Genomic DNA, 21,144 nt, shown 5'->3' with positions numbered 1-21,144 from the left:
GGCCGGATCGGGCCGGATCGGGCCTGCGCCCCCGGGAATCGCCCCCGCCGGGCGGCCGCCGTGGTCACCAGCTGTCGGACCGGTGCCGCTCGCCCCTCTCGACCGCCCAGCCGGGCGCCCGGTACCCGGACGGGCTCCCCGTGCGCTGGGCCGGCACCCCGGGGCGCAGATCCATGCTCCCGGGCGCCCGCCGGTCCGGCTCTCCCAGCATCAGGAGCGGGTCGAACATCACCACCACCCCCGCCAGCACGAGGAAGATCACGGGGCCGATCAGCATGGGGAGGAGCAGTGCGGCGGGGTCGTCGCCCGTGCCCGCGGCGCCCGCGACTCCGTGCAGATGGACGCTGACGGCCGCCATGCCGGTGTAGTGCATGCCGCTCACGGCCACGCCCATGACCAGGCCGGCGCCGAGGCCGGCCAGGAGGCCGTGGACGGAGACCGCCGCCCACAGGGCGATCGTGGCCGCGGCGACGGCGATCACCACGGACGCGGCGACGGTCACGGTGTCGTACGCCAGAGCCCCCTGGAGCCGCATCCCCGCCATGCCGAGGTAGTGCATGGAGGCGATGCCGAGGCCGGTGATCGTGCCGCCGGTGACCAGGGCCATCGGCGTGGCCCCGCGGTAGCCGACGAGGAAGATCCCGATGCCGGTCATGAGGACGGCAACGCCGAGCCCGGCGAAGACGACCGGCCGGTCGTAGGCGATCGGCGCCTCGTCCACGCTGAAGCCCAGCATCGCGATGAAGTGCATGCTCCAGATGCCGGAGCCGATCGCGGTCGCGCCGAGCGCCAGCCAGCCGGCCTTGAACGACCCCCTGTTGCGGACGGACCGTGCCGTGCAGCGGAGCCCGAGGGCACCGCCCAGCCACGCCATCACAAACGCGGCCACGGGCGTGACGAGTCCGTAGCTGAAGCCGTCGACTGTTCCCTGCATACCTCTGACGCCCTTCGCTCCCGGCGCGATTCCGCGGTTCTGCGGTTCTGCGGTTCTGCGATTCCCGCAATCCTGGATCCCCCACGATCCTGAGGGAACGTCCGGTCAGGGGCCGAGGGTATGACTCCGGCCACGGTTGGCAAACAGGTGTGCGGAGATTTGTCGACACGAGAGCGGACACGCGATGTGTTCTGGGTGGATCCGTTCACGTTCTGGCCATACTTCGCCTGTTCCGCGTTGACCGGCGGGTGTCACTCTCGGCCCGTCCGTGACCGACACCGTGAGGAGTCAAGGTGTACGCACGTCCCGTCGCCGCAACTGCCGCCGCCGTCCTGGGAGTCGGAGCGGCCCTGCTGTCCCCTCCGGCGGCCGCCGCCGGCCCGAGCCCCGCCGAGACCGCGGGCCGGCACGGCGAACCGATCGTCTTCGCCCACCGGGGTGCTTCCGCGTACGCCCCGGAGAACACCCTCGCGGCCGTGGACCTCGCCTCCGACATGGGCTTCGCCTGGGTCGAGAACGACGTCCAGCGCACCAAGGACGGCGAACTCGTCGTCGTCCACGACGACTCGCTGGCCCGCACCACGGACGTCGAGCAGCGGTTCCCCGCACGGTCGCCCTGGAAGGTCAAGGACTTCACGGCCGCCGAGATCGCGACGCTGGACGCGGGCAGCTGGTTCGGCCCCAAGTGGTCGGGCGCCCGGGTGCCGACCCTGAAGCAGTACCTGAACCGCGTCGAGGACAACGGCCAGAAGCTGCTGCTCGAGATCAAGAAGCCCGAGCTCTACCCCGGCATCGAGAAGGACACCCTGCGCGTGCTGCGCCAGGAGGGTTGGCTCGACCGCGGGCACGTCCGCTGCCGCCTCGTGATCCAGAGCTTCGGGGCGGCCAGTGTGCGGGAGGTGCACCGTCAGCGCCCCGACGTCACCACCGGATTCCTGGGCACGCCCGCGGTGGCCGATCTGCCGTCTTACGCGGCGTACACCGACCAGATCAACCCGACGCACAGCACCCTCACCGCCGACTACGTGACCGCGGTCCACCGGCTCAAGGGGGCGCACGGCAAGCGGCTCCAGGTGAACACCTGGACCGTGGACGACGCGGCGAACGCCGAACGGGTCGCCGGGTACGGCGTCGACGGCATCATCACCAACAAGCCCGACGTGGTGGCGGACGCGGTGGGCTGAGGCGCTCCGAGCCGCAGCCGGAGGGCACTGTCAGTGCCCGGTCGTACGGTGGTCCGCATGAAGAGCTTCGAGTGGACCGTCGTGAGCACGGACATCGGGCCCCTGCTGGTCGCCGCGACCGAGCAGGGCCTGGTGAGCGTCGTCTTCCACGCGGACGCGGGCATACGCGACCGGGCGCTCGGGCAGCTGGCCGGGCGCCTGGGCGCCGAGCCGGTCGAGGACGCGACCGGCAGGCTGAAGGAGCCGGTGCGCCAGCTGACGGAGTACTTCGCGGGCGGCCTGCGGGAGTTCACGCTGCCGCTCGACTGGTCGCTGTCGGGCGGCTTCAACCGTGAGGTGCTGCGCGAGCTCGCCGCCGGCGTCCCCTTCGGCACGGTCGTCGGCTACGGCGACCTGGCGTCCCGGGTGGGCCAGCCGGGTGCCGCCCAGGCCGTGGGGGCGGCCATGGGGTCCAATCCGCTGCCGGTGGTGGTGCCCTGCCACCGCGTGGTGGAGACCGACGGCAAGCTGGGGGGCTTCGGAGGCGGTCTGGAGACGAAGCGGAAGCTGCTGGCCCTGGAGGGGGTTCTGCCGGAGCCGCTGTTCTGAGGCGGGCGGATCCGGCCGTGCGCCCCGGGGCTCGTGGTTTCGCACGGCCGTGCGAGCTGCCAGACTGCGTCAGTGACTCTCCGCGCTGACGCACCCTCCCTCTGTCCCGGCGGTGGAACGGCGCCCGCGTCGTGACCTCGCTCGACAAGGCTCCGGCCGTCGCCCCGATGCCCGAGACCGAACTGGCGGCCGTGCGGCGGCGCATCACCGCCGTGCTCGTCGCCAGTCAGATCCTCGGCGGGCTCGGAGTCGCCACCGGCATCGCGCTCGCCGTCGTGCTGGCGCAGCAGGTGAGCGGCACCGAGGCGCTGGCCGGCCTCGCGCCGACCGCGACCGTCGCGGGGACGGCGCTGATGTCCGTGCCGCTGGCCGCACTGATGACGGCCAGGGGACGGCGGCCGGGGCTGGTCCTCGCGTATCTGATCGGCGCTCTCGGTGCGGGCGTCGTCGTGCTCGGCGCCGTCATGGACAACTTCGTGGTGCTGCTGGTGGGCATGGCCGCGTTCGGCGCCTCCTCGTCGGCCAATCTCCAGGCGAGGTTCGCCGCCGCGGATCTGGCCGTGCCCGAGCGGCGTGGCCGTGCCATCTCGAACGTGGTGTGGGCGACCACGATCGGTGCGGTCCTCGGCCCCAACATCGCGGCGCCCGCGGGCCGTAGCATCGCCGGTGCCGGCATACCGGCCACAGCCGGTCCGTTCGTCTGGGCCGCCGGAGTGTTCCTCATCGCGGCGGTCATGGTCCTGGTGCTGCTGCGGCCCGACCCGCTGCTGACCGCCCGTGCGCTGTCGCCCGCCGACCGGTCCCCCGAGGGCCGCTCCCTGCGGGCCGGGGTGCAGGCCGTGCGCGAGTCCCCCATGGCCCGGCTCGCGCTGGTGACCGTCGCCCTCTCGCACACATCCATGGTGTCGATCATGTCGATGACACCTGTGGCTCTCAGCCACCACGGCGCCGGCATAGAACTGATCGGGCTCGTCATCAGCGGCCATATCGCGGGCATGTACGCGTTCTCGCCGGTGATGGGCTGGCTGGCGGACCGGGTCGGCCGGCTCGCGGTGATCGGACTCGCCGTCGGTCTGCTGTCGGTGGCCGCGCTGCTCGCCGGCACGGCGGGTGCGAGCCACGTCCAGACCGCCGTGGGGCTCTTCCTGCTGGGACTCGGCTGGTCGGCGGGCGTGGTCTCCGGTTCGGCGCTGCTGACCGACTCGGTGCCGCAGCCTGCCCGGGCCGCCGCCCAGGGCCTCTCCGACCTGGCCATGAGCGCCACCGCCGGGCTCGGCGGCGCGGCCGCGGGCCTGATCGTCGCCCAGGCGGGCTACGGCTGGCTGAACCTGGTCGGAGCCTGTCTGCTGCTCCCGATGGCGGCCCTGACGATCCGCAGGTCGATCCGCTGACGTACACGGGCCCGGGACTTCGGGTCGGGTGTCCCGTCAGTGGCTCCAGGTCCGGGACGCGTTCTCCGGGGTTTGGGCGGCCCGCCGCTGTGCCAGGGATGGGACATGCAGCTCACCGAGATGACCGAGGAAGTACGGGAAGCACTCGCCGCCCACCGGCCCGTCGTGGCCCTGGAGTCGACGATCATCGCGCACGGGCTGCCGCGTCCGCGCAATCTGGCCGTCGCCGAGGAGCTGGAAGGGCTCGTACGGTCCGAGGGGGCCGTCCCCGCCACGATCGCCGTCCTGGACGGACGGATCCACATCGGCCTGGACAAGCGGCAGTTGGACCGCGTCGCCGGGGACGACGACGTACGCAAGCTCGGGCACCGGGACCTCGCACCGGCGCTGGCCTCGGGAGCCTCGGGGGCGACGACGGTGTCGGCGACGGCCTTTCTCGCCTCGCGGGCCGGTATCCGGGTCTTCGCGACGGGCGGGCTCGGCGGGGTGCACCGCGAGTGGACACACTCCCAGGACGAGTCCGCGGATCTTCGGGTGCTGGCGCAGACACCGATCGCGGTGGTGTGCGCGGGGGTGAAGTCGGTGCTGGACGTTCCCGCGACGCTGCAACGGCTGGAGACGTTGGGCGTCGGGATCCTCGGCTACGGGACGGATCGTTTCCCCGGCTTCTATCTCACCTCCTCCGGGGAGCCGGTCGACTGGACGGTCCACTCCCCCGGTGAGGTCGCCGAGGTGATCCGCGCCCGGGAAGCGCTCGGCGGGCCGGAGTCCTCACTGATCGTCGCCAATCCGGTAGCGGAGTCGGACCAGCTGGATCCGGCGCTGCACGACCGCGTGCTCCGCGAGGCGCTGGACGAGTGCACGGAGCGGGGCATCGTGGGTCAGGCGGTGACGCCCTTCCTGCTGGAGTTCCTGATGCAGCGGACGGAGGGCGCGTCGCTGGAGGCCAACATCGCGGCGGTGCGCGGGAATGTGCGGCTGGCCGCGCGGATCGCGGCGGCCCTGTGAGGGCGGAGCTTCCCGCTCCGTTCGAAGGGGGAGCCGTGCCCGCGGGCGCGCTGCTCGTCATCGGGGACGTCGTCACCGACGTCGTCGCACGTCATGCGGCACCGCTCAGCCACGGCACGGACACAGCGGCCGAGATCCTCATCCTGCCGGGCGGCGCGGGTGCCAACGTGGCCTGCTGGGCAGCGCGCCGGGGCTGCGCCGACCTACGTCTCCTCGGCCGGGTCGGCCGCGCGGAGGCCGGCTGGCACGAGGAGCGGCTGCGGTCCGCCGGGGTTCGCCCGCTGCTCGTCCCCGACGACGGGGCGCCGACCGCCACGGTCATCGCGCTGGTCGACGCCAGCGCGGAGCGCACGTTCCTCACCGACAGCGGCGCGGTCCTGCGCATCTCACCCGCCGACTGGTCGCCGTCGCTGCTGGACGGCGTCGGGCATCTGCACATCTCCGGCTATCTGCTCTTCGCCGAGTCCAGCCGAGAGCTCGCGCGCCTCGCCATGGCCTCGGCGCGCGCCCGGGGCGTCCCGGTGGGCCTGGACCCGGCCTCGGCGGGCTTCATCCGTGGTGCCGGCGCACCGAAGGTGCTGGCGGAACTCGACGACGTGGACGTCCTCGTCCCCAACGCGGACGAGGCGTGCCTCCTCACGGGTCTGACCGATCCGGCGGACGCGGCGGCACGGCTCAGCCGCCGGGTTCCGCTGACCGTCGTCACTCTGGGCGCCGGGGGCGCGCTGGTGGCCGAGTCCGGTGAGATCACGGCCCGCGTTCCGGCGCCGCGGGCCAGTGCGGTCGACTCGACGGGCGCGGGCGACGCCTTCACGGGGGCGTTCCTGGCGGCGCGGCTCGCCGGGGCGGACCCTGCGAGTGCGGCGGCAGAGGGCTGCCGGGCCGGCGCGGAGGCGGTGACGCTGATCGGCGGCCGGCCGGCTCAGCCCGTCCCGCCCCACGCGGGATGACGCGGGTCGTCGACACGGACCAGCACATCGGCGGCCCCGGCGGGCCCCACCTCGTCCTCGTACCGCTGGAACGCGGGCAGGGTCCACTGTTCGCTCTCCGGTGTCCGCCTTCGCAGCGCACCGGGCGAGAGCTGGAGGTGGACGGTCAGGTCGAACGGGAACCAATGGCCGAGCAGAAAGGGACCGTGCAGCAACAGCACTCCCCCGGGCGGGAGCCGGACGCGCGGGCTGCGGGTCGCCCGGTCGGTCGCCGGATCCCACAGATCGGGCAGGACGAGCCCGCTGCCCCCGGCCTCCAGCGGCCCGAAGACCTCCCGCCACAGGGCGCCCGTGTCGAACCAGCCGCTGTAGTACGAGTCGGGGTCCTCGCGCCCGTACTCCAGGCGCAGCGACGCGGGTCGCAGGAAGCCTTCGGTCCCGACGACGAGAGCGCTCCGGCCGCGCAGCCGCAGCGCCTCCTCGACGCGCCGGGCGAACTCCCATCCGGGCGCCCCGCCGGCGCCGTCCACGGCGACGCGCAGCCACGGGCTGCCGTCCTCGGCCTCGACCGCCGTGACCGTGTCCGCCACGGCCTCGGTCAGCCGCTCCCAGGTGATCGCTTCGAGTCGCACGGGTCCCATGATGCGGCGGACGCGGTGGCGATGCCCGAAGGAGGGGGTGGTGGTGCTGCCCGGCCGAGGCCGGTATCGGTGTCCGACGGGAGTGCGGCGGCGGTGCCCGACGAACGCGGGTGGGGCCGAAAAGGAGCGGGCCCGGAGGCGTAGCCGGCCCCCGAGCCCTGTGATGCCGCCCATGTGGCACGCCGGCACACTTGAGGACCCCGGTCAGTCATGATGTCGTCGCGTCCTGCCTTTGGACCACCGCACATCGAGCTGTGCGGGCCGGACTTGAACCGGCATCTCGGCGTACTGGGCCCGGGCCCGGTCGATCCGGCGATCGGCGGCGAATACTGAATCTGGAGCAATAGTCTGAGATTGACGGCGGCTGCCTCTGCCAGGCTTGGGCTACCGCGGCGCGTGACATGCCGCGGGGAGGATTCGAACCTCCACTGGAACCGCCTCGTTCACGACAAGCTTCAGCTTCAGCTTGCGCTCCTCGCGCACCCCGCCCGCACAGCAGCGGACGGGGAGTCTTGAAGGCTACCCGAACAGGTAGCCGAACACCGCGTCACCCACGCGCTCGTCGGTGACCTCCGCGCCGTTGGCCTCCTCGCGCGCGAACTTCACGGCCTGCTGCAACTTCTCCACCCGCTCCAGCAGTTCGTTCACCCGCCGGGCCGGCAGCGCGCCGGAGAACTTCACCGTCGTCCAGTAACCGACCGGGATGTCCTCGTAGTAGACCTCGACCTGGGCCGGGTGCTTCTCGGTCGCCTCGGCCTTCACATGGTTGCGGGGCACCTTCTTGGTCCGCAGCGTACGGACCGCCTCGGTCTTCCACGCGTCCGTCGACGGGTCCTGCGTCCACGACTCCGACGCGTCCAGCACGGGCAGCTTGCGCACGAAGGTGTTGATGTCCGTCAGCTGCTTCTCCAGGAACAGGAGGTACGCCACCGGTACATCACTCACGAGCACCCGCCCGTCCACCGTCACATCGGCGCGCGCGGTGCAGTTCGCCCAGTCCTTGGTGGCGGTCACGTCGAACAGCCGCGTCAGCGTCTTCGCCGTGTCGCGCAGCACGTCCTCGGCCTTGACCTGGACCCGCGTGGACTCGGGAGGAAGCTGCTCGCCCTCCTCGTCCTTGGGCTGGTACGTACGCGAGATGCCGGCGAGCAACGCGGGCTTCTGGAGCCCGTGGTGAGCGGCCGTCAGGCCCTGGTGCGTCTTGGACTTGACGCCTTTCTCCACTGCGATGATCTGATTGAGTTTCGCCACGTCGATCACGTTACCAAGACCTTCCGACGCGCTCGAACCCTTATTCGGAGCACCGGGACGCGGCCGGAACGACCGGTGGCACCGTGCGCAGCAGACTCCGGACGGCCGGCGCCGGAGCGGCCCGCATCGACGACTGCCGGCTGCGTTCCGGCGACCATCAGGCTCTGGTCCACGTCCAGTTGATGTGTGACGACCATCAGGCGTTGGTCCGCGTCCAGTTGACGTGTGACCACCCGCCGGCGCCGGCCCTGGCCGCGTCGGCCTGCGCGGTGCCCGACCGCATGCGCGGGGCACCGGACGAGGCCGACCGGGCGGATCGCTCCGAGCAGGCACCTGAAACGCTCTCGGAGTTGCTCGGCGCGCTGGCGCCGGGTGTCAGGTGAGCCGGCGGACCGGGCTGCCCGCGAGATACGCCGCGATGTCCTCGACCGCCTGGGTGAAGTAGCCCTCGTAGTTGCGCCGCGTGACATAGCCGAGGTGCGGCAGGCCGAGGAAGTTCGGTGCGTCACGCAGCGGATCATCGGCCGGCAGCGGCTCGGCAGCGAACACGTCCGATCCCGCTCCGGCGATCCATCCCTCGCGCAGCGCCCGCACCAGCGCGGACTGGTCGACGATCGCCGCGCGAGAGGTGTTGACGAGATAGGCCGTGGACCGCATGCGCCGCAGCTCGTTCTCCCCGATCAGCCCGCGGGTGCGGTCACCGAGCTGGAGATGGACGGAGACGAAGTCGCCTGCTTCGAGGAGTTCGTCGAGCGAGGCCGCGCGGACGACGCCGTGCTCCGCGGCCCGTTCGTCGGTGAGGTTCTCGCTCCAGGCCATGACGTCCATACCGAAGGCCTGTCCCACGCGGGCGACCTTGACGCCGATCTTTCCCAGCCCGAGGAGGGCGAGCCGGCGGCCGTACAGGTCGGCGCCGACGGTCGACTGCCAGGGCCCGTTGCCGCGCAGGGCCACGTTCTCCTCGACGACATGGCGGGCGAGACCGAGGATCAGCGCCCAGGTCAGTTCGGCGGGAGGCTCCGAGCTGCTGGCGGTGCCGCAGACGGTGACGCCGTGCCGGGCGGCGGCCTCCAGGTCGATGGACGCATTGCGCATGCCGGAGGTGATCAGCAGCCGAAGACGGGGCAGGCGGGCGAACAACGAGGCGGTGAAAGGGGTGCGTTCGCGCATCGCGACGAGGATCTCGCAGTCGCCGACGGCGTCGGCGACCTCGTCCTCGGAGGCCAGATGGCGGGCGTGGGAACGGACTTCGACGTCGCCCGCGACGGCCGACCAGTCGGCCAGGGAGAGCGCGACCGCCTGGTAGTCGTCGAGCACGGCACAGTGCAGCGTCATGGGAGCGGAGCGTACCCGGTGGGTACGTGCGGACATGGACGTGGTGGTGATCGAACCACGGAAGGGACGGTACTGCGCGGAGTGCCGTCAGGGGCCGCTGGCGATGCACATCCGGGAGTTCAACGCGCCGCTCTGCCCGGTCTGCGCGGATCTCGCGCACCTGGTCCACCTGCCGCGGGGTCCGCGGCACTCACCCGCCGCGCCCGCGAGGTGAGTTCGCTCTCGGCGGTCGCACCCGGGCCCTTGGCGCGGCGGCCGGGCGCGACGCGGTGACCCGGACGCGCCGCGGTCGTGGTCCGCTTCAACCGCCGCCGCCGGCGGTACGAGCGGCAGGGCCTGCTCGTCGAGGAAGCCGCTCCGGCCCGTGCCGAGTCGGCCTGCCTCGCGGACGCGGAGGCCCGGGCATGCCGCCGGGAACGGGACGCGGCCCGGTGTGCGGGCGAGGACGTACGCTTCACGGCCGGACTGGCCGCCGAGATCCCGCGGTTGTTCCTCCGCTGTCCGCCCGCCCGCGCGCAGGACATTGCCGCGCACGCCGCGGCGCGCGGCAGCGGCCGGGTGGCCCGCACCGCCGCGGGCCGATCCCTGGAGACAGAAGCGGTGACAGCCGCGGTACGGGCCGCCTGGCCGCCGAGATCCCGCGGTTGTTCCCCCGCTGTCCGCCCGCCCGCGCACAGGACATCGCCGCGCACTCCGCGACGCGCGGCAGCGGCCGGGTGGCCCGCACCGCCGCGGGCCAGTCCCTGGAGACAGGAGCGGTGACAGCCGCGGTACGGGCCGCCGTACGGCATCTCGACACCGGGTACGACGCGTTGCCGACCGCCGGAACCGCCCGCAAGCAGGCACGGACACGGGTGTCCGCCGCGATCGAGACGGTGCCGGCGTCGTGGCGGCAGCCGCCTGGCCGGTAGGCGTCGGAGCGGGGTGTTCTCAGGCCCCGCCGCGGCGTGCCCGCCGGTAGAGCATCGCTCCGCCGAGCAGCAGTGCGGCGCTCGTGGGAACCGCGTAGCCCATCGGTCCGGAGCCGGTGTGGGCGAGCTCGACGTCCGTCTCGGGCAGCGGTGCGTCGGCGCGTTCGACCGGCTTGGGCGGGGCGGGCCTGGGCGGGGTGACGGGGCGCGGCTGGGCGGGCGGCTGCCCGGGGTTGTTGGAGGAGGAGTTGCCCACGGAGGCGTTGCCGATACCGACCACGTTCACTGAGTTCCCCGTGACGTTGACCGGCACATCGACCGGAAGCTGGATGCCGTTGCCGGACAGGACGCCCGGGGAATCCTTTCTGCCACCCTCGGCGGTGGCTCCCTTCGAGCCGTGTCCGGCACGCCGGCCGTCGTCCTGCGAGGTGTTCTCGCAGGAATTGCCGGCGGCCGGATTGAGCAGCCCGACGACGTTGATCGTGTTGCCGCACACATTGACCGGGACGTGTACCGGAAGCTGCACCGTGTTGCCGGCGAGCACACCGGGTGAACCGGCCGCGGCGCCTTCCGCCCCGGCGTCGGCGTACGCGTGTCCCGTCAGCGCGAGCGCGCCACCCGTGAGCATCACGGTGGCCAGACCCTTTCGGTGAAGCTGCCTCATGTTCCCTGCCTTCCGGAGAAGTTCGCGGGCACTCGCCCGCACCGGGAACAACGACGCCCTGACGCCATCCGGGTTACGTGGCCCACGCCTTTCACTCCATCGAGTGGGCAGCATTTCGAACTGGGCGGGGTAAGCGGTATCGCCGTCTCCACCGTGCCGGACAGGTTTCAGCCGTCGTAGTCCTGGATCCGCTTGCCCTTCCGCCGCTCGGTCAACGCGGGGAGTTCCGCGTTCAGTTCGGCGACGATCTCCGGCACGTCGAGGGTGAGCAGCCGGCGGTCCCGCATGAGGATCCGGCCGTCGACGACCGTGGTGGTGACGTCGGCCGAGCGCGCGGAATGCACCAGGGCCGCGGCCACATCGTGCAACGGCTGGGTGTGCGGCCCGCTGAGGTCCACGAGGATCACATCGGCCCGGCGACCGGGTGCCAGCGACCCGATCTCGTCTCCGAGTCCGACGGCCCGGGCGCTCTGCAAGGTGGCGTGGCCGAGTGCCTGCCGGGAGGTGAGCCAGGCGGGGTCGTTCTCCTCCGACTTCTGCACGAGGGCGGTCAGCGCCATGCTCTCCCACACGTCCAGGGTGTTGTTCGACGCGGCCCCGTCCGTCGCGAGTCCGACGGCGACTCCGGCGGCCACCAGACCGCGGACGGGCGTGGTGTCCCATGCGAACTTGAGGTACCCCTTCGGCGCGCTGGCGACCCCGATGCGTCCTGTGCCCTCCCGCAGGACGTCCAGGTCCTTCGGGGTGATCCCGGTCCCGTGAGCGATGAGAACGTCTACGTCGAGCAGCCCCGTGCGCTGGAGCACACCGATGGGCGTACGGCCGTACCGCTCCAGGCTGTTGTCGGTCTGTGCCCGGTTCTCGGCGGCGTGGAGGTGGACGAGCAGCCCGTGCCGGCGCGCGAGGGCGGCGGTGGCCGCAAGATCGTCGTCGTCCACGGTGTACGGCGCGTGCGGCGCGAGCGAGGTGGTGATCCGGCCGTCCGCCGCGCCCCGCATCCGCAGCGCGAAATCCAGGGAGCGCTCGCGTCCTTCGGCCCCCTGGCTGGAGAAGAAGGCCCAGCCGAGATTGGCCCGCAGTCCGCTGTCGGCCACCGCGGCCGCGACCCGGTCCATCGAGAAGTAGTGATCGGCGAAGGTGGTCACCCCGCCGCGGATCATCTCGGCGCACGCCAGCCTCGCGCCGAGTTCGACGACGCGGTCGGTGAGATTGGACTCGATCGGCCAGATCCAGTCGTTGAACCACTCCTCGACGGGCATGTCCTCGGCGATCCCCCGCAGGGCGACCATGGGCGAGTGGGTGTGGCAGTTGATCAGACCCGGCATCGCCAGCTGCCCGCGTCCGTCGATCCGCTCCACGGCCTCGATCGAGGCTGCCTCGCGCGTGGACGTGACGGCGTCGATCACTCCCCCGCGCACCACGACGGCGGCGTCCTGCACGAACTGGATCTGCCCGCTGTCGTCGTGCACCAGGGCGGTGCACCCGTCGATGACAAGATCAACCATCCGGTTCTCCCTCCGGCTTCCGGCCTCCCGGCCGCTGACCTCTGTGCCCGGGAGTCGCCTTCCGAACGGCCGGCGTCCCCGTGCGGGTGGTGTCCGGCCGACCTGCGCGGCCTGCCGGGTACACCGGCACGGACCTTGCCACAGTGAGGGCGCGCCCGGCAGACCGCCGTGCTGACGCCGGACGGAAGGATCCACCCGTGCCCACCTCGAAGCAGCGCTCACTGCTGGCCGCCGCCGGTGCCGTTGCCGCCGTGCTGACCCTGGCGGCGCCCTCCGCCACCTCGGCACTCGACGGCCCGGAGCCGAAGGCGGCCGCAGCGACGGCAGTACCGGCCGCGGTGACGGAGGTGCCGACCGGGGCGGTCGGGGCGACCGCGGCGGCCGGAAGCGCCTACGTCGAGACCCGGCTCTTCTTCGGTACGGAGCGTCCCGACGGCGGGCCCGATGTCACCGACGAGCAGTTCATGGCCTTCGTCGACCGCAGGGTCACCCCGGGCTTCCCGGACGGGCTGACGGTCCAGGACGGCCGCGGGCAGTGGCGGGACGCCAACGGCACCATCGAGAAGGAGCGTTCGTACGAGCTGACGCTGCTGTACCCGGCGTCGCAGGCCCGTGCCCGCGGGCCGTTGATCGAGCGGATCCGCGAGGCGTACCGGGCGGCGTACGGGCAGGAGTCGGTGGCCCGCCTCGACGAGCCGACCCTCGCCGACTTCTGAACCCGCCCTCGGAAGGCCTCTTTCTCAAGCCCCGCCAGAACCCTGAGGACCCTCAGAAGCGGACGGGCAGCGCGATGAGCCCCCGGGCACGGGCGGACGGCCGCCGGCGCAGCTCGCTCTCGGCGGTGTCGAGCGCCAGCCGGGGGAAACGCTCCAGCAGCGCGCCGAGTGCGACGCCGGTTTCGAGGCGGGCGAGCGGTGCTCCGAGGCAGTAGTGGATGCCGTGGCCCAGCGCGAGATGCCCCGCGGTGTCACGGCTCAGGTCGAGCCGGTCCGGCTCCGGAAAGCGGGCGGGGTCGCGGTCGGCGGACGCCAGGGACAGCAAAACCGTCTCGCCCGCCGGAACGGTCACTCCGCCGATGGTCACGTCCTCGACCGGGAAGCGGCGGATGGCCAGCAGGGCCGGGCCGTCGAACCGGGCCAGCTCCTCGACGGCGGAGCCGATCCGCGTCGGATCGGCCCGCAGTGCGGCGAGTTCGTCGGGGTGCCGGAGCAGGGCGAGTGTCGCGTTGCCGATCAGCTGGACGGTGTTCTCGTAGCCGGCGAAGAGGATGAGAAAGGCGAGCGACGTCAACTCGTCCTCACTGAGCCGGCCTTCACCCTCCTCCCGTAGCGCGATCAGCGCGGAGAGCAGATCATCCGCCGGTTCGGCACGCTTGTGGGCGAGCAGCTCGTGGAAGAAGCCGAGCATGCTGCCGATGGCCTGCTTGGCCCGGCCGGGCTGTGCGGGGTCGGGGGCGACGAGGGCGTCGGTCCAGTCGCGGAAGTCGCGGCGTGAGTGCGGCGGTACTCCGAGGAGTTCGCAGATGACGGCGATCGGCAGCGGAGCGGCGTAGGCGGCGACCAGGTCCGCCCGGCCGTGCGGGGCGACGGCGTCGAGCAGGTCGTCGGCGATGCGCCGGACCGGTGTGCGCAGTTCCTCGATCCGGCGCGCGGTGAACGCCTGGGTGACGAAGCGCCGGATGCGTGTGTGGTCCGGCGGATCCATGTTGAGCAGGTTGGCGTCCAGGGCGGGCGGCAGGGCGAAGCCCCGGTAACTGCCGGGCAGCGCATGCCGCTTGTCGAGGGAGAGCCGGGGATCGGCGAGCGCCTGCCGTACGTCCTCGTAGCGCGTGACGATCCAGGCGGGCGAGCCGTCGGGCCCGGTGATCCGTTGGACGGGGGCGGTCTCCCGCAGGCGGGCGTAGACGGCGTAGGGGTCGGTCAGCAGCTCGCTCGCCGGATCGTCCATGGTCATGACGCCAGCCTGGACAAGGCGTTCTGACGGATCGTCGGGGGTGCGGGGCCGTACCTGGGCCGGGTGTTGGGCAGGACGTACCCGGGCGGAGCTGTGAGACGTACGGTCCCGGGACGAGTCGTGAGACGTACCGTCGGCACGGTTCGGCGTGCACCGTAGGGCCCCGCCGCTCGGGCCGCCGCTCGGACGGTCATGAGCCGTCCGTCGAAGCGTCCGTCGCCGAAGACGACGAAGGGCAAGGAGTACACCCACTCCTTGCCACTCTTAACTTATAGCGCACCGGGGGGCTTGCGGCAAGGCCCCCGTCGTACCGCAGAATCGTCCGCCGATGCCAGATCCTGCGGAAATGAGTGCCACTGAATGCGTAGTGCGTTCGACCTTCCCGACCGTCTCTCCTCCAAGGACGACCCGACGCTGATCGCCGGCGACGAGCAGCACTTCGCGGCCATCGCGCAATGCCTCGACGAGTCGATCGCCGAGCTGTCCGGCCGCCTCGACGCCGAGCGCCGGACACCCGGCGGCATCGGCCGGCAGGCCATGGACCGGGACATCGAGGTCCACCGGCTGACCGCGCGCCTGCGCGCGCTGCGCCGCTTCGGCCTGGACCTGTGCCTCGGGCACATGGTCACCGAGGACAGCGCCGAGCCCCTGTACGTCGGACGGCTCGGCCTGACCGACAGCGAGGGCCGCCGGCTGCTGCTCGACTGGCGCTCCCCCGCCGCCGAGCCCTTCTTCGGCGCCACGCACGCGAACCCGATGGGTCTGGCGAGCCGCCGCCGGTACCGCTGGGCCCGTGGCCGGATCAACGACTACTGGGACGAGGTGTTCACCTCGGAAGGGTTCGTCGGGCACGCCGCCCTGGACGACCAGTCCGCCTTCATCGCGAGCCTGGGCAGCAACCGGTCGACGCGCATGCGGGACGTGCTCGGCACCATCCAGGCCGACCAGGACGCGATCATCCGTGCGGGCTCCCGCGGCGCTCTCGTCGTCGACGGCGGTCCGGGTACGGGAAAGACCGTCGTCGCGCTCCACCGCTCCGCCTACCTCCTCTACTCCGATCCTCGCCTCGGTCACCGCCGGGGCGGCGTCCTGTTCGTCGGTCCGCACCAGCCCTATCTGGGGTACGTCGCCGACGTGCTCCCCAGCCTCGGCGAGGAGGGCGTGCAGACCTGCACGCTGCGGGACCTCGTCACCGAGGGAGCCACGGCGGCGACCGAGACCGATCCGGAGGTGGCCCGTCTCAAGTCGTCCGCGCGGCTGGTGAAAGCGATCGAGTCGGCCGTCGGGTTCTACGAGGAGCCGCCGACGAAGGGGATGACGGTCACCACCCCCTGGTCCGACATCCGGCTGCGCGCCGACGACTGGGCCTCGGCGTTCGAGTCGGCGCCCGGTACTCCGCACAACGAGGCGCGCGACCAGGTCTGGGAGGAGCTGGTCACGATCCTGGTGGACAACCACGACGGTGACGCACCGGAGGATCTGCTCCGCAAGTCGCTGCGGCAGAACCGGGAACTGCTGACGGCCTTCAACCGCGCGTGGCCGCTGCTCGAAGCGGCCGACCTCGTCGGGGACCTGTGGTCGGTGCCCGCCTATCTGCGGATGTGCGCTCCCTGGCTCGACCGCGACGAGGTGCGCACGCTCCAGCGTGAGGAAGCCCAGGCCTGGACGGTGTCCGACCTGCCGCTCCTGGACGCGGCCCGGCAGCGGCTCGGCGACCCGGAGACGGCACGGCGCAGACGCCGGCACGAGGTCGCCGTCGCCGCCGAACGGGAGCGCCGGGCCGACGTCATCGACATCCTGCTGCGGGACACCGAGATCGACGAGAGCCAGGGCGCGATGGGGATGCTGCACGGGAAGGATCTCCAGGACACCCTGATCGACGAGAGCGGACTTCCCGGCGCCGAACCCGACCTGCTCGCCGGGCCGTTCGCGCACGTCGTCGTGGACGAGGCCCAGGAACTCACCGACGCGGAGTGGCAGATGCTCCTGCTCCGGTGCCCGTCCCGGAGCTTCACCATCGTCGGCGACCGCGCCCAGGCCCGGCACGGGTTCACCGAGTCGTGGCGGGAACGGCTGGAACGGATCGGGCTCGACCGGATCACTCAGGCCTCCCTGAGCATCAACTACCGGACGCCGGAAGAGATCATGACGGAGGCCGAGCCGGTCATCCGGGCCGCTCTGCCGGACGCCAATGTGCCGACCTCCATCCGCAGCGGCGGTGTCCCCGTCCTGCACGGATCGGCTGCGGATCTGAGCGCGGTCCTCGACACCTGGCTCGCCGCCCATGACGACGGAACCGCCTGCGTCATCGGCGATCCCACGTTCCGGGCAACGTCCCGCGTCCGGTCACTGACCCCGGAGCTGTCGAAGGGCCTCGAGTTCGACCTGGTCGTCCTCGTCGACCCGGAGGCGTTCGGCCAGGGCATCGAGGGGGCGGTCGACCGCTATGTCGCGATGACCCGGGCGACGCAGCAGCTCGTGGTCCTCACGAGCTCCTGACACGGGTCCGCCCGGACTCCCTCCCCCATGCCGTGCGCGCCGGGCCGCGCCGGGCCGGTCAGCGAGCCGGTCCGGCCGGGCGGGTCCGTCCACCGGTCCCCCTGCGGCACCGGGGCCGGTCATCTGCCCAGCAGGGCGGTGAGCGCGCCCACCGGGTCGGCGTCGGGTGTGCCGCGGGGCCACCAGTCCTCACGGTCCGTGTCGGACTCGTAGCCGTACCAGAGGCCGTCGCGGCCGAAGCGCAGCTGGAGCGAGCTGGTCGAGAGGTGGTTGCGCCAGGGACGGAAGTGCGGGAAGTCGGCGGCGGCGAGCGCGGGCCGGGCGCGGTCGAAGGGACCGGCGGGCGGGTCCCACGGTTCCTCCAGCACATCGAGGGCCGCCCGGCCGCCCTGTCTCCAGGCGGCCACCGCTCGCGCCAGATCGGTGGGCGTACGACCGGTGGCGGCGGCGAGGTCCCGGTACAGCGCGCGGGTGGACGCGGTCAGCCCCGAGCCCGGGTGAGCGGCGGCCAGCCGGATCGCGTCCTGCCAGACGGTGAGTCCGGCGATGGGGTCGGAGCCGGTGGCGAGGACGGTGTGCGCCCGGGCGGCGGCCTCGGTGGCGAGCAGATCGAGGGCGAGCGAGTCGAGCCCGCGGCCGCCCGCACCGGGTCCTTCGGGGTACGCCGGCGGGCGCCCCGGATGGAGGGGGACGGGGAACGGTGGCGGCAGGACCGGGAGCCCGCGAGCCGCGACGGCCTCGCGGGCCGGGACCGTCGGCACGGGTGCTGCCGTCGCGGCGGTGCTCCGCTCGGCGGCGGACCGGGTCGCGTTGCGGTGCGCGAGGGCGGCGAGGATCTCCCTCTCGCCCAAGCCGCGCATGAGGAACAGGACGAAGGGGTCCTCGTCGAGCAGCCGTGCCGTCTGGTAGCAGAGCGCGGCGGCGTGCTTGCAGGGGTAACCGTCGTCCGGGCAGGAGCAGTCGGGGATCAGATCGCCCGGGGTCGGCAGCAGGTCCGCCACCTCCGCCAGGGCGTGCGGCACATCCTTGTCGAGCAGGGCCGCGATGTGGTCCGGCCGGGAGGCCGCCGCCGCGAGGAAATCGTCCCAGTCGTCGTCGGTGAGCGTCCGCAGACGGATCTCCGTGCGGTACGGGCGGGGTCTGCTGCCGTGGACGTACGCCATGACACGGCCGGGGGTCACCGTGATCGCGTCGACGTGGCCGCGGCTCGCGTACGCCCGCCCCCTGACCAGCCTGGCCCGGTCCAGGGCGGTGTCCTCCAGCGCGTCCACCCAGGCGTTCCCCCACCAGCTTGCGGCGAAGTCCTCACCCGTCAGGGGCTGGAGCGCGGGGAACGTGCGCCGGCGGTCGTCGTGGCGGGCGGGTCCCGTGGAGCGGCTGCGCGGGCTCATGAGGGCCTCCGCAGGGAGACGAGGTCGGCGAGCTCCCGGTCGGTCAGCTCGGTCAGGGCGGCCTCGCCCGAGCCGAGGACCGCGTCCGCCAGGGCCCGTTTGGCGGCGAGCATGTCGGCGATCCTGTCCTCCACGGTGCCTTCCGCGATCAGCCGGTGGACCTGGACCGGCTGGGTCTGGCCGATGCGGTAGGCGCGGTCGGTCGCCTGCTCCTCGACCGCCGGATTCCACCAGCGGTCGTAGTGGATGACATGGCCGGCGCGCGTCAGGTTCAGTCCGGTGCCGGCCGCCTTGAGCGACAGGATGAACACGGGTGCGCCGCCGGACTGGAAGCGGTCCACCATGCGCTCGCGCTCCGCGACCGGCGTCCCTCCATGGAGGAGCTGGGCCGGGATCGCCCGCGCGGCGAGATGGTCGGCGAGCAGCCGGGCCATCGCGACGTACTGCGTGAAGACCAGAACCGATCCGTCCTCGGACAGGATCGTCTCCAACAGCTCGTCCAGCAGGGCGAGTTTGCCGGAGCGGCCGGCCAGCCGCACGGCGCCCGTGCCCGGCGCACCGCCGCGCCGCGTGTGGCCCCCCGGGGTGCCGCGCTGCTCCGTGGGCGCGCGTTCCTTGAGGAACTGCGCCGGGTGGTTGCAGATCTGCTTGAGGTCGGTGAGGAGCTTCATCACCAGGCCGCGGCGCGCGATGCCCTCGGCGCCCTCGATCGCGGCCATCGTCTCCCGGACGACCGCTTCGTACAGCGACGCCTGCTCGCGGGTGAGCGCCACGGGATGGTCGGACTCGGTCTTGGGCGGCAGTTCGGGCACGATGCCGGGATCGGACTTCTTGCGCCGCAGCAGGAAGGGCCGCACCAGCCGGGAGAGCCGCTCGACGGCCTCCTCGTCCTCGCCGTGCTCGACGATGCGCGCGTGCCGGGAGCGGAACGCCTTGAGCGGGCCGAGGAGTCCGGGCGTCGTCCAGTCCAGCAGCGCCCACAGCTCGGAGAGGTTGTTCTCCACCGGGGTGCCGGTCAGCGCGACCCTGGCGGGTGTCCGGATGGTGCGCAGGGCCTTCGCCGTGGCGGAGAAGGGGTTCTTGACGTGCTGTGCCTCGTCGGCGACCACCATGCCCCAGGTGTGTCCGGCCAGCTGTTCCGCGCTGGTGCGCATCGTGCCGTACGTCGTGAGGACGAAGCCGCCTCCGGATTCCGGGAGGGTCCGGTCGGCGCCGTGGAAGCGGCGGACCGGCACACCGGGCGCGAACCGAGCGATCTCCCGCTGCCAGTTGCCGAGGAGCGACGCAGGGCAGACCACGAGCGTCGGGGCGGAACGTTCGCGCCGCAGATGGAGCGCAATCACCGTGACTGTCTTGCCGAGGCCCATGTCGTCGGCGAGGCAGCCGCCGAGACCGAGCGAGGTCATCAGGTCCAGCCAGGCCAGACCGCGCAGTTGGTAGTCGCGCAGGGTGGCGGTGAGCCCCTCGGGGGGCGGGACCGGTGCTGCGCCGGCCGTGAGCCGGTCACGCAGGGCCGCCAGGGCGCCGGTGGGCACCGCCTCCACCGTCTCGCCGTCGACCTCCGCGGTGCCGGTCAGCGCCACGGCCAGCGCATCGACGGGCTGGAGCAGCCCCAGTTCCCGCTTCCGCGCCTTGCGCACCAGGTCCGGGTCGACCACGACGAACTGGTCCCGCAGCCGCACGACCGGGCGGTGCGACTCCGCCAGCGCGTCCATCTCCTTCTCGGTCAGCGGATCGCCGTCGAGGGCCAACTGCCAGTTGAACGCGAGCAGTTCCGCACTGTCGAAGAAGGGGGTGCCGTCCGTCGCCGAACCCGGCGCGGGCCGTACGACGGCGGCGGCCGACAGGGAGCGCACGAGGTCCCGCGGCCAGTGGACGGCGACACCCGCGGCGGCGAGCCGTGCCGCCCCCGGCCCCAGCAGGTCGTACAACTCGCTCTCGGTGAGCGGCAGCACGTCCGGGACGTCCCGCTCCAGCAGTCCGGCGAGCGGCGGCCAGACGCGGGCGGCACGGCGCAGCGCGAGCACCGCGTCGATCCGGGCACGGGGGCCGAAGTGCTGGTCGCCGTCGCCCGCCCACAGCCGGGCCGCGTCGATGACGAGTGTCGGGTCGGCAAGGCTGTGCACCTGCACGAGAGCCGCGCCCGCACTGCGCTCGGCGTCCTCCTCCGCGTCCGCGATGTCGAAGAGTTCGAAGGCCGACAGGTCCAGCCGCAGGGACACCCGGACCCCGGCGTCCATGCCCGCCGCGGCCTCCGCGGCCCATTCCCGCGCCCCCGGCAGATGCTGGGGCTCCTCGGCCGCGAACGGTGCGCCGGCCGCGAAGGCCGCGGCCGGGGTACGGGGAAGGGCGTCGGCGACCGCGTCGAAGAAGGCCCGCACCAGGGTCTCCGGTTCGGGCAGATCCAGGGGCTGCGGGCCGGGCACGGGGACGGCGTGTGCCTCGTACGGCATGGCGGCGGCGATGGCACGCAGCTGGGCGATGTCGTCCGCGTCCAGCGGGCCCGCGCGCCAGGCGTCGTGATCGGTCGGGGTCAGCCCCGGCAGCAGCCGGCCGCGCGCCACCAGATGCAGGGCGTGCAGCGCGGCCGCGCCCCAGCAGGCGGTGGCGGGGTGCGCACCGGGACGATGGCGTGCATTCGCCAGCAGCGGTACGGCCTCGGCGACGGACAGCAGCACGGCGGGCACGGTACGCACCGCCACGCTCCCGTCCGGAAGGTCCGGCCCGTCAGGTCCGGGTCCGGGTCCGGGTCCGGGTCCGGGTCCGACGACGGTGATCTCGGCGGTCGCGTCACGCAGCCGGTCGCCGTCCGGGTCCCAGAAGGCGACCCGGCCCTCGCGCGGGAGCGCTGCCGGAAGGAACACGGCGGCACAGCCGTGCAGCGCAGGCGTCGTCTCGGACGTCATCGGGTCACCTCCCACCCGTCGGTCGTGCGGTGGAGCACTGGATCTACGACCTTA

20 protein-coding genes are annotated in these 21,144 nt (G+C 72.6%); 11 read left to right on the top strand and 9 right to left on the bottom strand.

Going from position 1 to position 21,144, the window contains the following annotated elements; translation table 11 throughout:
* Positions 1–64: 64 nt before the first annotated feature.
* Entirely contained in the window at positions 65–934 is an 870-nt protein-coding gene (locus tag RPQ07_RS28120; protein WP_313946999.1) for an MHYT domain-containing protein, read from the bottom strand.
* 293 nt (positions 935–1,227) lie between these two features.
* Here RPQ07_RS28120 and RPQ07_RS28115 point away from each other — a divergent pair, with 293 nt between their 5' ends.
* The 5 genes from RPQ07_RS28115 (at position 1,228) to RPQ07_RS28095 (ending at position 6,055) form a co-directional block, all read left to right on the top strand.
* The gene (locus RPQ07_RS28115) at positions 1,228–2,118 is read left to right on the top strand and encodes a glycerophosphodiester phosphodiesterase (RefSeq protein WP_313946998.1); all 891 of its coding nucleotides are present in this window, start codon (positions 1,228–1,230) and stop codon (positions 2,116–2,118) included.
* 57 nt (positions 2,119–2,175) lie between these two features.
* Complete coding sequence (locus RPQ07_RS28110; RefSeq protein WP_313946997.1) at positions 2,176–2,706, top strand: methylated-DNA--[protein]-cysteine S-methyltransferase; 531 nt, start codon at positions 2,176–2,178, stop codon at positions 2,704–2,706.
* Positions 2,707–2,873: 167 nt separating this feature from the next.
* Positions 2,874–4,097, top strand: a complete 1,224-nt coding sequence (locus RPQ07_RS28105) for an MFS transporter (RefSeq protein ID WP_313949055.1) — start codon at positions 2,874–2,876, stop codon at positions 4,095–4,097.
* A gap of 105 nt (positions 4,098–4,202) precedes the next feature.
* Positions 4,203–5,105, top strand: a complete 903-nt coding sequence (locus tag RPQ07_RS28100; protein ID WP_313946996.1) for a pseudouridine-5'-phosphate glycosidase — start codon at positions 4,203–4,205, stop codon at positions 5,103–5,105.
* Positions 5,102–6,055, top strand: coding sequence for a carbohydrate kinase family protein (locus RPQ07_RS28095; protein WP_413777788.1), 954 nt, complete (start codon positions 5,102–5,104; stop codon positions 6,053–6,055). Before RPQ07_RS28100 ends, RPQ07_RS28095 begins: the two co-directional genes overlap by 4 nt.
* Here the strand turns inward: RPQ07_RS28095 and RPQ07_RS28090 are convergent.
* A complete protein-coding gene (locus RPQ07_RS28090; protein WP_313946994.1) occupies positions 6,028–6,666 on the bottom strand; it encodes a uridine kinase in 639 nt (212 codons plus the stop codon). The two genes, RPQ07_RS28095 and RPQ07_RS28090, sit on opposite strands and share 28 nt — an antisense overlap.
* Before the next feature lie 528 nt (positions 6,667–7,194).
* Entirely contained in the window at positions 7,195–7,926 is a 732-nt protein-coding gene (locus tag RPQ07_RS28085) for a hypothetical protein (protein WP_313946993.1), read from the bottom strand.
* Positions 7,927–8,009: 83 nt separating this feature from the next.
* Between RPQ07_RS28085 and RPQ07_RS28080 the strand changes: the two genes are divergently transcribed.
* A complete protein-coding gene (locus RPQ07_RS28080) occupies positions 8,010–8,309 on the top strand; it encodes a hypothetical protein (protein ID WP_313946992.1) in 300 nt (99 codons plus the stop codon).
* On the opposite strand, the gene RPQ07_RS28075 is transcribed toward RPQ07_RS28080, so the two are convergent.
* Positions 8,302–9,261 carry a D-2-hydroxyacid dehydrogenase family protein gene (locus RPQ07_RS28075; protein ID WP_313946991.1) on the bottom strand — a complete coding sequence of 320 codons (960 nt, stop codon included), beginning with the start codon at positions 9,259–9,261 and terminating at the stop codon, positions 8,302–8,304. The genes RPQ07_RS28080 and RPQ07_RS28075 overlap by 8 nt on opposite strands.
* Here RPQ07_RS28075 and RPQ07_RS37835 point away from each other — a divergent pair.
* From RPQ07_RS37835 to RPQ07_RS28065, 3 genes are all read left to right on the top strand, one after another.
* Positions 9,260–9,475: a hypothetical protein gene (locus RPQ07_RS37835; protein WP_413777787.1), complete on the top strand. Its 216-nt coding sequence runs from the start codon at positions 9,260–9,262 to the stop codon at positions 9,473–9,475. The two genes, RPQ07_RS28075 and RPQ07_RS37835, sit on opposite strands and share 2 nt — an antisense overlap.
* Before the next feature lie 77 nt (positions 9,476–9,552).
* Entirely contained in the window at positions 9,553–10,023 is a 471-nt protein-coding gene (locus tag RPQ07_RS37830; protein WP_413777786.1) for a DUF2293 domain-containing protein, read from the top strand.
* Positions 9,906–10,172, top strand: a complete 267-nt coding sequence (locus tag RPQ07_RS28065) for a DUF2293 domain-containing protein (protein WP_313946990.1) — start codon at positions 9,906–9,908, stop codon at positions 10,170–10,172. The genes RPQ07_RS37830 and RPQ07_RS28065 overlap by 118 nt, the downstream gene beginning before the upstream one ends.
* A gap of 19 nt (positions 10,173–10,191) precedes the next feature.
* Here the strand turns inward: RPQ07_RS28065 and RPQ07_RS28060 are convergent, their stop codons facing one another.
* Positions 10,192–10,836: a chaplin gene (locus tag RPQ07_RS28060; RefSeq protein ID WP_313946989.1), complete on the bottom strand. Its 645-nt coding sequence runs from the start codon at positions 10,834–10,836 to the stop codon at positions 10,192–10,194.
* 167 nt (positions 10,837–11,003) lie between these two features.
* On the bottom strand, positions 11,004–12,341 hold the full coding sequence (locus tag RPQ07_RS28055; protein WP_313946988.1) for an amidohydrolase: 1,338 nt from the start codon (positions 12,339–12,341) through the stop codon (positions 11,004–11,006).
* Positions 12,342–12,538: 197 nt separating this feature from the next.
* Between RPQ07_RS28055 and RPQ07_RS28050 the strand changes: the two genes are divergently transcribed.
* The gene (locus RPQ07_RS28050; protein WP_313946987.1) at positions 12,539–13,057 is read left to right on the top strand and encodes a DUF3574 domain-containing protein; all 519 of its coding nucleotides are present in this window, start codon (positions 12,539–12,541) and stop codon (positions 13,055–13,057) included.
* A 52-nt stretch (positions 13,058–13,109) separates the two neighbouring features.
* Here the strand turns inward: RPQ07_RS28050 and RPQ07_RS28045 are convergent, their stop codons facing one another.
* Entirely contained in the window at positions 13,110–14,294 is a 1,185-nt protein-coding gene (locus tag RPQ07_RS28045; protein ID WP_313946986.1) for a cytochrome P450, read from the bottom strand.
* 360 nt (positions 14,295–14,654) lie between these two features.
* Between RPQ07_RS28045 and helR the strand changes: the two genes are divergently transcribed.
* Positions 14,655–16,793 (top strand): RNA polymerase recycling motor ATPase HelR, encoded by a 2,139-nt coding sequence (gene helR / locus RPQ07_RS28040; protein WP_313946985.1) that lies wholly within the window; start codon positions 14,655–14,657, stop codon positions 16,791–16,793.
* 119 nt (positions 16,794–16,912) lie between these two features.
* Here the strand turns inward: helR and RPQ07_RS28035 are convergent, their stop codons facing one another.
* Together RPQ07_RS28035 and RPQ07_RS28030 are read right to left on the bottom strand one after the other, a co-directional pair.
* The gene (locus tag RPQ07_RS28035; protein ID WP_313946984.1) at positions 16,913–18,184 is read right to left on the bottom strand and encodes an SWIM zinc finger family protein; all 1,272 of its coding nucleotides are present in this window, start codon (positions 18,182–18,184) and stop codon (positions 16,913–16,915) included.
* Entirely contained in the window at positions 18,181–21,090 is a 2,910-nt protein-coding gene (locus RPQ07_RS28030) for a DEAD/DEAH box helicase (protein ID WP_313946983.1), read from the bottom strand. Before RPQ07_RS28030 ends, RPQ07_RS28035 begins: the two co-directional genes overlap by 4 nt.
* Positions 21,091–21,144 lie beyond the last annotated feature (54 nt).

Origin of the sequence: Streptomyces sp. AM8-1-1, from assembly GCF_032229325.1 — a bacterium.
In the GTDB taxonomy this organism is placed as follows: domain Bacteria; phylum Actinomycetota; class Actinomycetes; order Streptomycetales; family Streptomycetaceae; genus Streptomyces; species Streptomyces achmelvichensis.
Note: the sequence above shows the minus strand (reverse complement) of the source record. Positions and strands in the feature narration are given on the sequence as shown.